13 protein-coding genes are annotated in these 14,458 nt (G+C 42.7%); 9 read left to right on the top strand and 4 right to left on the bottom strand.

Annotation, left to right across the window (positions count from 1 at the left end; all coding sequences use genetic code 11):
- Positions 1-144: 144 nt before the first annotated feature.
- The gene (locus L2703_RS00185) at positions 145-537 is read right to left on the bottom strand and encodes a nitrous oxide-stimulated promoter family protein (protein ID WP_248969143.1); all 393 of its coding nucleotides are present in this window, start codon (positions 535-537) and stop codon (positions 145-147) included.
- A 344-nt stretch (positions 538-881) separates the two neighbouring features.
- Here L2703_RS00185 and L2703_RS00180 point away from each other — a divergent pair, with 344 nt between their 5' ends.
- From L2703_RS00180 to L2703_RS00150, 7 genes are all read left to right on the top strand, one after another.
- On the top strand, positions 882-1,712 hold the full coding sequence (locus L2703_RS00180; protein WP_248969142.1) for a hypothetical protein: 831 nt from the start codon (positions 882-884) through the stop codon (positions 1,710-1,712).
- 145 nt (positions 1,713-1,857) lie between these two features.
- Complete coding sequence (locus tag L2703_RS00175; protein WP_248969141.1) at positions 1,858-2,199, top strand: hypothetical protein; 342 nt, start codon at positions 1,858-1,860, stop codon at positions 2,197-2,199.
- Positions 2,189-3,658, top strand: a complete 1,470-nt coding sequence (locus L2703_RS00170; RefSeq protein ID WP_248969140.1) for a protein adenylyltransferase SelO — start codon at positions 2,189-2,191, stop codon at positions 3,656-3,658. The genes L2703_RS00175 and L2703_RS00170 overlap by 11 nt, the downstream gene beginning before the upstream one ends.
- 25 nt (positions 3,659-3,683) lie before the next feature.
- Positions 3,684-4,007, top strand: coding sequence for a DUF3630 family protein (locus tag L2703_RS00165; RefSeq protein ID WP_248969139.1), 324 nt, complete (start codon positions 3,684-3,686; stop codon positions 4,005-4,007).
- Entirely contained in the window at positions 3,997-4,998 is a 1,002-nt protein-coding gene (locus L2703_RS00160) for a serine/threonine protein kinase (RefSeq protein ID WP_248969138.1), read from the top strand. Before L2703_RS00165 ends, L2703_RS00160 begins: the two co-directional genes overlap by 11 nt.
- A 133-nt stretch (positions 4,999-5,131) precedes the next feature.
- Positions 5,132-5,752: a thiol:disulfide interchange protein DsbA/DsbL gene (locus L2703_RS00155; protein WP_248969137.1), complete on the top strand. Its 621-nt coding sequence runs from the start codon at positions 5,132-5,134 to the stop codon at positions 5,750-5,752.
- A 494-nt stretch (positions 5,753-6,246) separates the two neighbouring features.
- Entirely contained in the window at positions 6,247-6,459 is a 213-nt protein-coding gene (locus L2703_RS00150) for a DUF1107 domain-containing protein (RefSeq protein ID WP_248969136.1), read from the top strand.
- 10 nt (positions 6,460-6,469) lie between these two features.
- On the opposite strand, the gene L2703_RS00145 is transcribed toward L2703_RS00150, so the two are convergent.
- Positions 6,470-6,691: a cell division protein ZapB gene (locus tag L2703_RS00145; protein ID WP_248969135.1), complete on the bottom strand. Its 222-nt coding sequence runs from the start codon at positions 6,689-6,691 to the stop codon at positions 6,470-6,472.
- A 173-nt stretch (positions 6,692-6,864) separates the two neighbouring features.
- On the opposite strand from L2703_RS00145, the gene L2703_RS00140 reads away from it, so the two are divergent.
- Positions 6,865-7,218 (top strand): RidA family protein, encoded by a 354-nt coding sequence (locus L2703_RS00140; RefSeq protein ID WP_248969134.1) that lies wholly within the window; start codon positions 6,865-6,867, stop codon positions 7,216-7,218.
- A gap of 177 nt (positions 7,219-7,395) precedes the next feature.
- Positions 7,396-8,487, top strand: a complete 1,092-nt coding sequence (locus L2703_RS00135) for a branched-chain amino acid aminotransferase (RefSeq protein WP_248969133.1) — start codon at positions 7,396-7,398, stop codon at positions 8,485-8,487.
- A 337-nt stretch (positions 8,488-8,824) separates the two neighbouring features.
- Here the strand turns inward: L2703_RS00135 and L2703_RS00130 are convergent, their stop codons facing one another.
- Together L2703_RS00130 and yihG are read right to left on the bottom strand one after the other, a co-directional pair.
- Complete coding sequence (locus L2703_RS00130; RefSeq protein WP_248969132.1) at positions 8,825-13,273, bottom strand: EAL domain-containing protein; 4,449 nt, start codon at positions 13,271-13,273, stop codon at positions 8,825-8,827.
- A 247-nt stretch (positions 13,274-13,520) separates the two neighbouring features.
- Complete coding sequence (gene yihG / locus L2703_RS00125) at positions 13,521-14,456, bottom strand: 1-acylglycerol-3-phosphate O-acyltransferase, YihG family (protein ID WP_248969131.1); 936 nt, start codon at positions 14,454-14,456, stop codon at positions 13,521-13,523.
- Positions 14,457-14,458 lie beyond the last annotated feature (2 nt).

The raw sequence follows: 14,458 nt of genomic DNA, 5'->3' as shown, positions 1-14,458 counted from the left end.
AGCAACCATACCTGCAGCGACGCCTAAATCAAAAACTGCGGGACGTATTCTGAGTTTTAACGCGCAAGAGGTGACTCACAAAGGCGAGATCAGACAAAGCCTATACTGATATTGCTATGATGTTTATGTGATCAATTTACGAGGTTAGCTGGTTTGTCGCTTACGCTCATGACGGTTCGAGGCGCCTTCTGGCGGTAAGCCAGGGGTAGGTTTACGCTCGGCAAGTAAGTGCTTAATAGCCATAATGGGGTGAGGTAATAACATTCTTGGCCCTGCAAAAATCATGATTTCGCGGGCTTTTTGTTTCATATGAGGTTTATAACAGTGTACTGGGCATTTGTTACAGGTTGGCTTATCTTGACCATACGGGCAGCGGTCCAGGCGGGTGTTGGCATAGCTTAAAAATGTATGGCACTGCTCGCATACATCGTGTGGCGGTTTCATTGGATGATGGGCTTTACAATAAATATTGACCATGGCTTTGATGGTGCGAAATTCAAACAATAATTTGCCTGTCAGTAATTCAGTTTCGCTCATGGCAATACCTTAGTAAATTAGTATGGTATTGACAGTGTATGCGCCTCATATTGTCTCTGACAAATTGGTATTGGCTAAGTATGAATCTGAACACAAAACCTAGGTTGAATGTGTTATTGATCGCAAAAATGGCATAAAGGCTCATTGATTTGGCGGTAATCGATAGCTTGTTACAGTTTAACGTGGATAAATACTTGATTTTAGAGCGCAGATTGAAATAATAATGGTAAGTGATTAAAAAAACATCATACATTTTCAACACTGTAGAAGTCGCTTATCACTCTTGAGTGTGAGTATTATGGAACCCGTGCGTGTTTGCGCATCATCAGCAAGGTGGACGCCTAATGCTACTAAAGATTATTTTAATTGTTATATTGGTTGCTATCGCTTGGTATTTGTATAAGCGAACGCAGGCCGTGGCAAAGCAAGAATTACATAAATCAAGCCCATCAACTCAGCCATCGCAGACAACATCTTCGGCAGATTTGCTGCCAAAGGTTGAGCCATCGCAGCCAGTGACCGCATCAACTGCAAAAGCAAGCCAGGCAGCACCGTCAGTTGATCAAGTGACAGAAACCAGCGAAACAACAGCGGAGCAGGTGAACCCTGTTGAGGTAAATGACGTTGATGCTAAAGAGGCTGATGTGACAGTGCCGAAGGTCGAAGCTGAATCGCCACCGCTTGAGCCCGAGCCACAAAAGGCTGCAACAACTGATAAAGCCGTGGCTGACACGCCTAAAGACACTCAAAGCCACTTGCTTAGCTTACCGACAGTGAAAGGGGATTGGGCTAGCGACAGCTTTGCGCAATTGGTCAACGCGGCTAACGTGGCAAACGACCCACAAAGCCAACATGATGCGCTAGCGAGTGTGATTAACCACTGCTATAAAATGCGTAAACAAAACGATTATTGTCAATACGGCGCTAAACTTGAGCTAACATACCTCGACTTATTTCGCGCTGTGTATCAACAGCAAGTGGCACATGATGGCGCATCAGATCTCAAAGCTCCTGCGTTTATGCAACTGTCTACCCTGCTCAATGATACCGGTCAGTTTGAAAAGGCCATTAGTGTGTGCCAACAGGCAATTGAATATCAATTAACTGACGGCACAGTTACTGGGTTTGAAGGCCGTATTAATCGAATTGAGAAAGCGAAAGCTAAGGCAAGTTAACTCAGTTAATACAGCGTGAAGGATATCAGGTATGATATCTAAAAAGGAAAGCGGGCCGAGGTCCGCTTTTTTGTATTTGGTATTCGTGACCGAGTATGAGTAACGGATATTGTGGGTGGATATAACAAGGTTTTTGGTGGCATTGATGACGTTTAAATTATGCAAGTTACTGCTTGCGCTAATTGGGTTAACGGTGGTGATGGGATGCACACGCACACCAAAATGGACGCTTTTTTATATTGCTGACAAAACGGTTGCACAATCTATTTCATCGGCGCCAGTTGATCTCATACAAACTGAGTTCATAGCGGGTTACTACGATTCCTTGGCCCAGTGTCAGGCAAAAGGGGCGGGAATGTTGCGTTTACAGGCTTCTTCCATGCCAGCAGCGCAGGCCTTTGTGTGTGCTCAACAATGCCAAATTGATGATAAGCAGCAATTACACTGCACACATAAGGTAATTGGAGCTGAGTTAGATGCGCTTTAAACAAGATTTTTTTGAGCAATTAGACGGCTTTTATTCGCAAGTTTACCCGCAAGGAATTAGCAACCCACATTGGCTTGGTTGGAGCGATGATGCTGCTAAATTGATTGGTTTAGATAAGCCAAACGATGCGCTATTAATGCAGTTGTCGGCAAACGCTGCTGCGCCGGGTGCAAGTTATTATGCTCAAGTTTACAGTGGTCATCAGTTTGGTGGCTATACCCCAAGATTGGGTGATGGCCGCGCCATTATTTTAGGTGAAGCGATTGGCCCTCATGGTGCCTGGGATGTGGCTTTAAAAGGTGGCGGCCCAACACCTTATTCACGTCATGGCGATGGTCGGGCGGTAATGCGTTCTGCGGTGCGTGAGTTTTTAGTGTCTGAAGCGCTTGCTGCGTTATCGGTACCCACGACTCGCGCGTTAGCGGTTATAGGTTCTGATTTGCCTGTGTGGCGCGAAAGCCAAGAAACGGCGGCAATCACAGTGCGTTTAGCTAAAAGCCATATTCGCTTTGGTCACTTTGAATACTTTTGTTATAGCGAGAAAGGTGCTCCAGGTAAACTGACTCAGTTACTTAACTTTACGATTACCCAGCATTTTCCGCATTTAACGACCGACGCAGCGGGCTATAAACAATGGTTTGTTGAAGTGGTGCAATTAACTGCAAAAATGATTGCCCATTGGCAAGCTGTGGGCTTTGCGCACGGGGTAATGAACACAGATAACATGTCTATTTTAGGCGACACATTCGACTTTGGTCCGTTTGCATTTTTAGATACGTTTAAAGAAAGCTTTATCTGTAATCACTCTGATCATGATGGCCGCTATGCTTTTGGGCAACAGCCCGGTATTGGGTTATGGAACCTAAAACGCCTAGCCCAAGCACTGACTCCGATTATTGCATCGGACGATTTAATTGCCGCATTGAATACCTATCAACCCAGTTTGGTGGCGCAATATGTCAGTCTAATGCGCGCAAAACTGGGCTTGAGCCACGACAGCGATATTGATAGCACAGCGCAAGCAGCGCGTGAAAAACAAGATTTAGCATTAATTAGCCAATTTACAGTTATGCTTGAAAACAGCCAACTCGATTACAGCAACAGTTTACGTAAAATAGGCCAAATAGACATTAGCAGCCAACACAGTCCACTGCGTGATGACATGTTGGATGTGAGTGAATTTGATCGCTGGTATCAAGCATTTCAAGCCCGAGTGGGGAATGTGGCCGATATGGCAGCGTGGCAACAGCAGCGTGATCAGCATAACCCTAAGTACATTTTGCGTAATTATCTTGCCCAAGAGGCCATTATCGATATTGAAGAAAAAGGCGATAACAGCAAGCTTTTGCAGTTACAACAGTTATTAACTCGCCCTTTTGATGAACAACCAGAAATGGATGATTTTGCCAAACGCCCACCGGATTGGGGACAAGGCTTAATTATGTCCTGCAGTAGCTAATTGATTTATTTATTTGAGCCTTTTTATGAAATTATTGTCTGCTAAATTTGATCCCGACGCATTGAGTATTATGATTCAAGCACAAGTCGACTTCGAACAATTTGAACAGTTTGCCGAACCCCTAGCGGCCGCGTTAGATTGCGATATCCGTGAGCGTCAATGGGGCGCCGATCGCCATCAATGGTTGCTGAACTTTGAGGGTTGTCCTGTGTGGTTACATTATGAATTTTATGGCGATATTTGCTGGTTATCGGTCGATAGTGCTAATGATATCGAGGTACTGGGCTTTTTAACCCACTTACTCACACCACTGATTGAGACTCCCCAAGAAGGTTTGCATGGACAATAGCAGCGCAGCGTTTCACTTTCAGGCATTAACGCCCGATCTTATTTTAGATGCTATTGAAAGTATTGGGGTATTTCCTGAAACCGGATTATTAGCATTAAATAGTTATGAAAACCGTGTCTATCAGTTTCGATGTGATCGAGGCTTACGTTATGTGGTCAAGTTTTATCGGCCTCAGCGTTGGAGTAAAGCGCAGATTCAAGAAGAGCATGACTACGCATTGGCATTAGCGGCAGAAGACATTCCTATCGCTGTGCCCACCATCATTGAAAGCACAACGTTATTTGAGTTTAAAGGTTATCAATTTGCGCTTTTTCCATCGATAGGTGGGCGGGCATTTGAAGTCGATAACGACGAGCAATTAGAGTCAGTCGGCCGCTTTATTGGGCGTATTCATCAATATGCCAGCAAGCAGAGCTTTATTCATCGTGAGCCCCTAACCCCAGAAATACTGGGGGATGATGCATACCAGTATTTACGCGACAGTGGCATAGTCGCACAGAGCATGCAAGACGCCTTTTTTACTGTGGTAGGGCAAGTGCTTGATAAAGCGAAACAGATTTGGCAACAACACTCATGTGACACCATTCGTCTACATGGAGATTTACATCCTGGTAATATTTTGTGGACACCAGATGGGCCAGGTTTTGTTGATTTAGACGATGCAAGGCAAGGCCCTGCAGTACAAGATATTTGGATGATGCTAACGGGCGATAGAGCGCAGCAACTATTGCAATTAGATCTATTAATCGAGGCTTATCAGGAGTTTTGCGATTTTGACACCAAGCAATTGGCGCTCATTGAGCCGTTAAGGGCGTTTAGAATGATCCACTACAATGCTTGGTTAGCAAAACGTTGGCAAGACCCTGCGTTTCCAATGAACTTTCCTTGGTTTGCTGATATCAAATATTGGGAACAACAAACTCTGGCCTTTAAAGAGCAGCTGGCAGCCCTAGATGAGGCGCCATTGAGCTTAGCTAGTTTCAATCGTTGATTAACATTGATTCATAATCGCTATCAGAATGTATTTAGTTACAAATACAATCATCTAGCGATTGAGTTCAAGGCTAACGCTAGACTATGATAGAACCAGTACATTGTTTATTTGCCTATTGAAAGGAAGTGAGATGAAAAAAGTATTATTGATGGCTGCAGCACTACTACTCGCGCCAATGGCGGCGATGGCAGCAGATTATAAAGAAGGTGTTCATTACACGGTGATTAATGAAGGCCCAGAGTCGGCTAAGCCTGAAATTACTGAGTTTTTCTCGTTTTATTGCCCGCATTGTTATAATTTTGCGAAAACGGTAGTGCCAAAAATTCAGGCGAATCTCCCTGAAGGTGTGACCTTTAACCAGTCGCATGTTGAGTTTATTGGCCGTGAAATGGGCGTTGAAATGTCACGTGCTTTTGCAATTGCTAAGCAACTGAATGTTGAAGAAAAGATTGAGCCTGCTTTATTTAGCGCTATCCACGATAAGCGTCAACAGTTTACTCGCGCGGATGATGTTAGAGCATTGTTTATTGCCAATGGTGTAGACGCGAAAGCCTATGATGCCGCTGCAAGCTCATTTATGGTCAATGCACAGATGTCAAAAATGAAGCGTGATACCGAAAACGCTAAAATATCTGGTGTGCCTTCATTAGTTGTTAATGGTAAATATCGTGTAGAAACTGGCTCTATCAAATCTTATGACGAGCTAATTGATATTGCATTTTACTTATCAACAATGAACAAAAAGCAATAATGGCTGATTAAGCCGGATCACTCAGTTAAGTGAGTCATTAAAAAGGAGCCGATGGCTCCTTTTTTGTTGCCTAAAGATGCGCTAACGCGACAAGGAATAGGGGAATGTCGGGCAAAAAAAAACCGTATATCTATAAAAGATAATACGGTGATGAGTCAAATGACTCTTTTTTACCCTGAGTAACGTCAAGAATACTATCATGGCGTCAAAATATTGGCAAGCGACATTATATTGTCGCGCCAATGTTTGTGTGATTTATCAGATGATTTAAATTGCGACTGTTAATGAAACTCTTACAAAAAGGTGTTGTCCAATCTTCTGCGTGGTTTCAATGTTATTAAGTAATGTTGGCCATATTGATACTCAGATTAAATAGATAACGCGTTCAAGTGCCGCCTAGCTACAGCTAATTTGCGTGATTGTATTCACAACGTGTGACTATTTAACCCGAGTTATGCATTGTGCTATCTGTATTTGCTCTAGGAGGAAACCCTATGAGAACGTTCCCTGTTTATGCACCTAAGTTAATTGCTAAGCATGCGAGGATCTTTCTAAGTGGCGTGGTTTGGGTAAAAGATATTGGTTTACTCGAATTTGATAAAGGACGATTTCGACAAACAAAAAAAAGCCTGCCGAAAGTGCGGCAGGCGATCAGCGAATTAAATGCCCTGATTGAGGCGCAATCCGCGCCGCAGCAATCAGTTTAATCAGGCTCGCTTACATTTCGTTATTTAATAAACCAACAAGGCCGTTGACCTTATCACTCCAAGAGTTAAGGTCTTGCTGCAATTGTTGGTTTTTTTGTGCCAATTCTTGTTGCTGTTGCATTAATACTTCATTCTTTTGCTTTTCTTCATCAAGCTCCATTTTTAGTAGCTCAATATTTTCAAGTGTTGCCTGGATTTTGGTTTCCAGTTGGGACAATAATTCAAGGCTCATGGGGAGTCCTATACGTTTCTGGATGGAACCCCGATTCTAGCAGTGACAAGCCCTATAGGAATAGCCTTTATAACTAAGTGGCTAAAATATATTCAATAAATCAGTCGATATTGTACTTTATCTGAGATCGCGCTATTTTCGTCGGCTTACTCACCTAATAAAAGTACTTTTTTATGACAATTACCAGACTGGACGTGGGCACTCGTATGAGCAGTATTGTTATTTATAACAATACGGTTTATTTGTGTGGTCAAGTTGCAAAAGATAAATACAGTGACATTACCACGCAAACTACCACCATGCTCGAAGAGGTCGATGACTTACTGGCTAAGGCTGGAAGCCGCCGTGAAGATATTTTATCCGCCACTATTTACCTTAAAGACATGGCCGATTACGATGCTATGAATCGGGTGTGGGATGCTTGGGTGCCAACAGGACATGCCCCGGCAAGAGCCTGTGTTGAAGCCGCTATTGCCGAGCCAGAGTATTTAGTTGAGGTGTCGATTGTGGCCGCAATCGTAAAATAAACGCCATGAGTTACCACTAACAAAGATGCACTGACAGTTTGTCTGTTGCAATATGAATAAATGTATTGATGCTTGTTACGTTCAATTGACGAATTTTGATTTAGGATTTAGGGCTGTGACTTGACATTAATCTCTAGCCTCCATAGTCTGCAAGCTCAGTTTTTAAGGTGATATGCAATGGACATAAAATATAATTTAAAATCTGCGTCAGAGCGCCGTACGCAACCGTTTAAGCCAGACGGTGATGTTGGTTTCGGTAAGCTTCGAACTGACCATATGTTTTTAATGGATTATCGTGATGGTCAGTGGTGCGATGCGCGCGTTGTCCCTTACGGCCCGTTTGAAATGGCACCTGGTGCAATGTCGTTGCACTATGGGCAATCTATTTTTGAAGGCGCAAAAGCGTTTATGCATGACGACGGAGAGATTTATACTTTTCGTTTAAATAAAAATGCTGAACGCATGAACCGCTCTGCTGATATTGTGTGTATTCCCAATATAGACGAAGCAATGCAGGTTAAAGCAATTAACGCTTTGATTGATGTGGACCGTTTATGGTTTCCACAGCAAGAAGGAGCGTGTTTGTATATTCGTCCGTTTATTTTTGCCACTGAAGATCGTTTATCGGTTAGCCCAAGCCAAAAATACACATTTTGTGTCATGCTGAGCCCATCTGGTGCCTATTATGCGTCAGGGGTGAATAATGGTATTCGCTTATTAATTAGCACCAAATATCACCGTGCGGTGTCAGGTGGAACTGGAGCGTCAAAAGCGGCGGGTAACTATGCCGCGTCATTACGTGCAGGCAAAGCCGCTGCAGAATATGGTGCTTCTCAGGTATTGTATTTAGACTCAACCAATACCCAAATCGAAGAAGCCGGCGCGATGAATCACTTCCATATTTTAAAAGATGGCACTGTGATTATCCCTAAATTTACCGATACCATTTTAAAGTCTATTACATCGCAATCTATCCTTGAGTTAGGTGAGATGTTGGGCTGTGAAGTGCGACAAGAAACGGTAATGTTGGACAAGTTTATTGCAGACATCGAGTCCGGTGAGATTATTGAGGCTGGTGGCTTTGGTACCGCAGCTGTGGTGTCGCCAGTGAATTCGTATATCTTTGAAGATGGTCGAATTGTTACTGTGGGTGACGGCAAAGTTGGGCCTAACATTAAACGTATTTATAAATTGTTTACTGATTTGCAAAAAGGTTATGTGGCAGCGCCACAAGGCTGGGTTAAACGTGTTGAGCGAGTCGCTCCCTAGAGCCTGTTAATCTTTCAAGGGTGTTTTTGCAGTCAATTGTTGGCCATTACCCATATACAAGTGCGCGGCAGAGGCTTAGCGGTGTCGTTATTGTACATAAAAAGTCGATAACGCAGTAAAAATGACCAACAAACGCTGCCCACAGGGTTCGGCTAAAAACGTTTTACTCTTTGTTGAACGATGCTTTACAAATAAAGAGTTGCTTAGGTGGCTAGGCTTCAATCCATTCGCCTCGATTAATACGTTTTTAACGCGAACAAAATTCAACCAGCAAAGATAAACACGCCCTAGCAATAGATAAATCAATAAAAGCTCCCAAGGGAGCTTTTATTTTAGGTTACGACTGCTGCTCCTGTCTGAGCAGGTCTAAGCAGTCGGTTGCGGTGAGCGGTTTGCTGAACAGAAACCCTTGCACTTGGTCACAGCCGCCATTGCGCAAAAACTCAAATTGCTCTTGCGTTTCTACCCCTTCCGCGACCACATTGAGTTCTAAACTGTGGGCTAAGGTAATGATTGCGCTGGTGATAGCGGCATCGTCTGGATCTTCGCTAATGTCGCGCACAAATTCACGGTCAATTTTTAGGGTATCAATGGGGAATCGTTTTAAATAGCTTAAGCTTGAATAGCCGGTACCAAAGTCGTCAATGGCGATGGTTAAGCCTAGTGCTTTCAGTTTTGACAACACAGTTACTGAGTCTTGTGGATTACCCATAATCATCGACTCTGTTAACTCAAGCTCGAGTGCACTTGCTGGTAAGCCTGATACCGCAAGCGCCACTTCGATGGTTGAGATAATGTCTGCTTTTAATTGTCTAGCGGACAAATTGACTGCAACAGAGATGTGTTCAAAACCCTGCTGATGCCATAGCGCTAACTGACTACAGGCTTGATTAATGGCCCAGTGGCCAATTTGGTTAATTAATCCTGTTTCTTCTGCTAACGGAATAAACTCTACTGGCGAAATAAGTCCGAGCTCAGGGCTTTCCCAGCGTAGTAAAGCCTCTAGCCCAATAATTTTGTGCGTTTTCACGTCTAATTTAGGTTGGTACACGAGATAAAACTCGTTTTCTTGCAGGGCTTTTTTCAAGCCGGCTTCTAACTGGACGTGACGTGTTGCGTATTGATTTAACTCTTTGGTATAAAACTGGAAGTTGTTTCTACCTAATGATTTTGCATGATACATCGCTGTATCGGCATACTTAATGAGTGAGGTGGTATCCTCTGCGTCTTCAGGATATAAGCTGATACCTATTGAAGGTGAGATAGTTAAGACTTTATCATCGAGTAAGAAAGGTGTTTGGAAAGCATGTAATACTTTTTCTGCGATAATCGTTGCGGCCTTAGTTTTGGTGACACCTTCTAAAATAATAGTAAATTCGTCCCCTCCTAAGCGAGCAACCGTGTCGCCTTCGCGCACGGCATTTTGTAGGCGATGTGCAACGGCTTTAAGTAATAAGTCACCAATATGATGCCCCATCGAATCATTAATGTGTTTAAAGCGGTCGAGGTCTAAAAATAGAAGGGCGACTATGCTTTCGGCGCGATGTGCTTTGGTGACGGCTTGGTTTAGCCTGTCTTGGAATAAGGTGCGATTAGGCAGTCCAGTTAGAGGATCGAAGTTAGCTAATACGCGCAGATCTTCTTCTGCTTTTTTACGTGCAGTAATATCGGTAAATACCGCCACAAAGTGACTGGTTTCGCCTTTGTTGTCGATAACTTGGTTAATTTCCAGCCAAGCCAAAATACCACGACGGTCGCGAGTTCTAATGTTGATTTCGCCAGCCCAATGTTTATGTCGTAGTAGTTGGGTTTCTACCGCATTGTAGAACTCTCGAGATTGTTTACCCATGGTTAAAAACAAAAAGTGCTTACCAACAACATCGCGATGTTTAAAGCCTGTGATACGACTAAATGCGGGATTGACCGAGCGAATTTGGTAATCTAACTCACCAACAACTACGGCTTCATTCATACTAAATAGTACTTGAGATGACAGTTTAAGCTCGTTCTCGGTTAATTTACGACTGGTGATATCTTTATGGGTACCGGCCATTCGAATGGGGAGGTTGTGACTATCTCTTTCAACAATTTGTCCACGGTCTAATAACCAAGCCCATTTGCCTGGTTCGGTTTCCACTCGATATTCTGCTTCAAAAAACTCGCTTTCACCTGCAAGGTGATCGTTGAGCAGTTTTTGCACTCTTGGGCGATCTTCTGGGTGAATATTTTTAATCAATAATTCATCTTTCAATGAAAAATTCATGGGTTCGACCATATTGGTTCGATACACTTTGTCGTCTTTAATATTCCAATCCCACATACCGTCGCCAGAGGCCCAAAGAGCGAGCTTAAGACGTTCTTCTGAGGCGCGAATACTGCTATCAAACTCTCGTTGTTTTGCGTGCCGTTTACGTGTCGCGACGATAATCCATATCATTAATAATATAGCGATGGTGAGGTAGGCGGCATAAGCCATGTTGGTCATATACAGTGGCGGAACTACCGAGACATGAACATTTAAAGTGTATTGACTGTATTCGTTAGCGCCTAATGCATGACGAATTAATAGCGTGTATTTACCCGGAGAGAGGTTGGTGTAAGAAATTTGATTTCCTTTACGCAGTTCCCGCCATTCTTTGTCAAAGCCATCAAGTTTATAGCTAAAACGACTTAATCCAGGGTAGTTAAAGTTAAGCGAACCAATTTCGAAACTAATAAGTTGCTTTTCATAGGGCATCACAATATCTGGTGCGTGGCTGAGATCGCGGATGGAGTATTGTGTTTCACCAATTGTATACTTGGTTAAGGCAAGTTTGTTTTCTGCCCGGTGGGCTGGAATCGTTGTTGGATTAAATTGGTTTAACCCTTTTATGCCGCCAAACCATAAAGTACCATCGGTATCTTTAAATCTGGCTGCGCCATTAAATTCGTTAGCTTGTAGCCCTTCAAAGGTGTTGTATGAAATAAAGCGCCTGGTAGAGGGAGTAAATCGCGAAATACCAGAGTTAGTGCTTAACCATAAATCGTGTTGCGCGTCTTCTAGTATGCCATATACCGTGTTGCTACTCTTATCGGCATTAACGTCCATACGCTCAAAGGTAAAACTGCCGTATTCCATGGTCAGTTTATCTAAGCCACCGTGTGTCGCAATCCAAAAATCGCCATTGTCGGCTAATAGGAAATCCCTTACTCGATTGTCACTGAGACTTAACGAATTGTCAGGATCATGGGTTAAGAAATCGAGCTTTTGGGCTTCTGGATTTAACTTAACCACGCCACCCATGGTACCTAACCACAAAAAACCTTGGCTAAAATGCAATTTGATAATTTGATGTTTAAAAGGCGAGTAATCTGATTGAAAGCCAAAGTTGTAGGCCATCATTTTGTGGGTATGTTCAGAAATAAAATACAGACCAAGTGAGCTGGCTATCCATAAACGGCCTTTATCATCTAGGGCAAAGTTACGAAATGAGGTGTCGGCATGAAACAGTGTATTAGCGGGCTTAACTTGTTCAAGCTTGTTATTGCTATCTAGGGTAAATAAGCCAAGATTTGTCGCAAACCACAACACATCGTGCTTGTCTTGAATAATATCGTGTACGATTAATGATAATTGCTCAACAGGAACTGAAAGCGCCTCGGCAAATAAATGGTTGATGTAATGGTATTGATTATCAAGTGGCGCTAAGTATTTTGCGCCAGCACCGTCGGTGCCTATCCATAAGCGTTGTTGTTTATCACGAAAAATGCTGCGCACCATATTTGCCATGTCTGGAACATGGGTTTGGTAGTCGTAATAGTGGGTAAAGTATTGATGACTAAGGTTGAGTTTATCTATACCAGAATAGCCTGTGCCAATCCACAATGTCCCTGTTGTGTCCAGTAATAAAGTTTGTAGGGTATTAACGCTAATTGAGTTGAGGGCCTGGGAATTATGTTGGTGTAACGTGCTGTGCCATTGGCCTGCTTTATGGTCGAGTTGATATAGGCCGGTATTGTTGACGATAGCAAAAATTTGATTAGCATTGACTACGACAAAGTCCAATATTTTGCTGTTTTCACCGTAGTTGATGTCATGCGTCCAAATTAAGTCTTTTTCGTGAGTATCAAGATTGTAACGCCATATTTGATTGTCGATTGCCAACCAAACAGAATAAATTGAGCTTGCATGGATTTGGTTAATGACCATGTTGCTAGGAATGTCGAGGCGAATAATGGTGTTGCTGTCTACCGCAAAAGAGCCATCTTGCTTTGTACCGACAATAATGTATTTGTCGTCTACATTAGCAATACTGACGATATTAGGTGTGATGTTATGGCCTAAACTGACCGGAATTATTTTTTCGGTTTTTAGCGAGAGTAAATATAAACCTGCCCGAGTCCCTATCCATAGCGTGTCACCGATAACCGCTAATTTAGTAATTTGCAGCTCGTTTAACCCTTGTGCCTGTTTGAATTGGGTAAATTCGCCTGTGTTTAAATTGAAACGATTTAAGCCATTGTCAAATGTGGCCACCCATAAATCGCCATCAGGGGATTGCAAAATATCGGTGATAAAATTGCCAGAAATGCTTTTTTTACTGTCAGCTTGTTTGAGATAAAGCTCAAAATCGACACCGTTATAGCTGTGTAGGCCGTCTTGTGTACCAATCCATAGCATTCCTGCACTGTCCATAAACAGGCGGGTAATCGAATTTTGATTGAGTTTTCCTTCAGTGTCGAAATGCTCAAAATTGACTTCGGCAAGACCATTGTAAGGCTGATTTTTCTGTGCAGAAACGGACACAGAAAAAATCAATGTCAAAAACATGATCAAGCGTGTTAAATGGGTTAGTGCATGAAAATTCAAATCTCACCTATACACGTTAAATTAGACAAATGATGCAAAAACACTCTCTTTAGCTTAACAGGAAAATATAGATTAAGCCCCGATATTTCAGTGACTAAGTTTTTGGTTACTTTGCGACTGACCCTAGGTTAATTGATATTAAAATAAACTGACAGTGCTAAGCGCAAATTCGTTATCTACAACATCATTTATGCAATGTTGATTGCTGTTGGGCAGATGACTTTTGGTGTTGTTGGAGCAGGTCATCAATCATGTGATCTTTTTCAGACCACAACTGATTTAACCAACGCTGAAAGGCGACACGAGTATCAGCATGGTTCAAATAGTCATTTGCATCGACATGAGGCACAGGCAAAACCTCAATGCACATGACCACTTTTTTGGTTCGGCCATGCATCACATTGCTTAATACTTTTTCAGATGTCTCGGGATACACTAGAGTGATATTGAGCAAGTGAGTAAATTGTTCACCCATTGCTGATAAAGTAAATGCAATACCACTCGCTTTTGGACGCAATAAATGGCGATAAGGTGAGTCTTGGCGTAGACGTTTCTCCTCGGTAAAGCGGCTACCTTCTACATAATTAATAATCGAGGTTGGCACGTCTTTAAAGCGTTCGCATGCCCGTCGTGTTGTTTCGAGGTCTTTGCCTTTGAGTTTGGGGTTTTTCTTTAGTTTTGCTGCACTTGTACGGTTCATAAAAGGCATATCAAGCGCCCAACAACCTAGACCTAAAATGGGTACATATAGCAGTTCTTTTTTTAGAAAAAACTTTAACATAGGTATATGGTTACGCAGCACATAAGTTTGTGCTGCAATATCAAACCCACTGACATGATTGCTTATTAATAAATACCATCGGTTTGGATCTAGCTTCTCAAGGCCTGAAATGTCCCATTCGATATTGGAAATCAGATACAAAATGCTGCCATTACAGGTCGCCCAAGCCCACATGAAACGGTTCATTATGTAAGTGAGTACTGTGCGAACGACTTTAAACGGTAAGAGCAATTTAATGATCCCACCTATTGTGATTAGTGACCCCCAAATGGTGGTGTTAATAATCAACAAGCTGAGGCTGAGAATAAACAGCACGGGACCAGGCAAAAATGTCAACATAT

This window comes from Shewanella basaltis (assembly GCF_023283885.1).
Classification (GTDB): Bacteria; Pseudomonadota; Gammaproteobacteria; order Enterobacterales; family Shewanellaceae; genus Shewanella; species Shewanella basaltis.
This window is presented reverse-complemented; position numbering and strand designations above follow the sequence as displayed.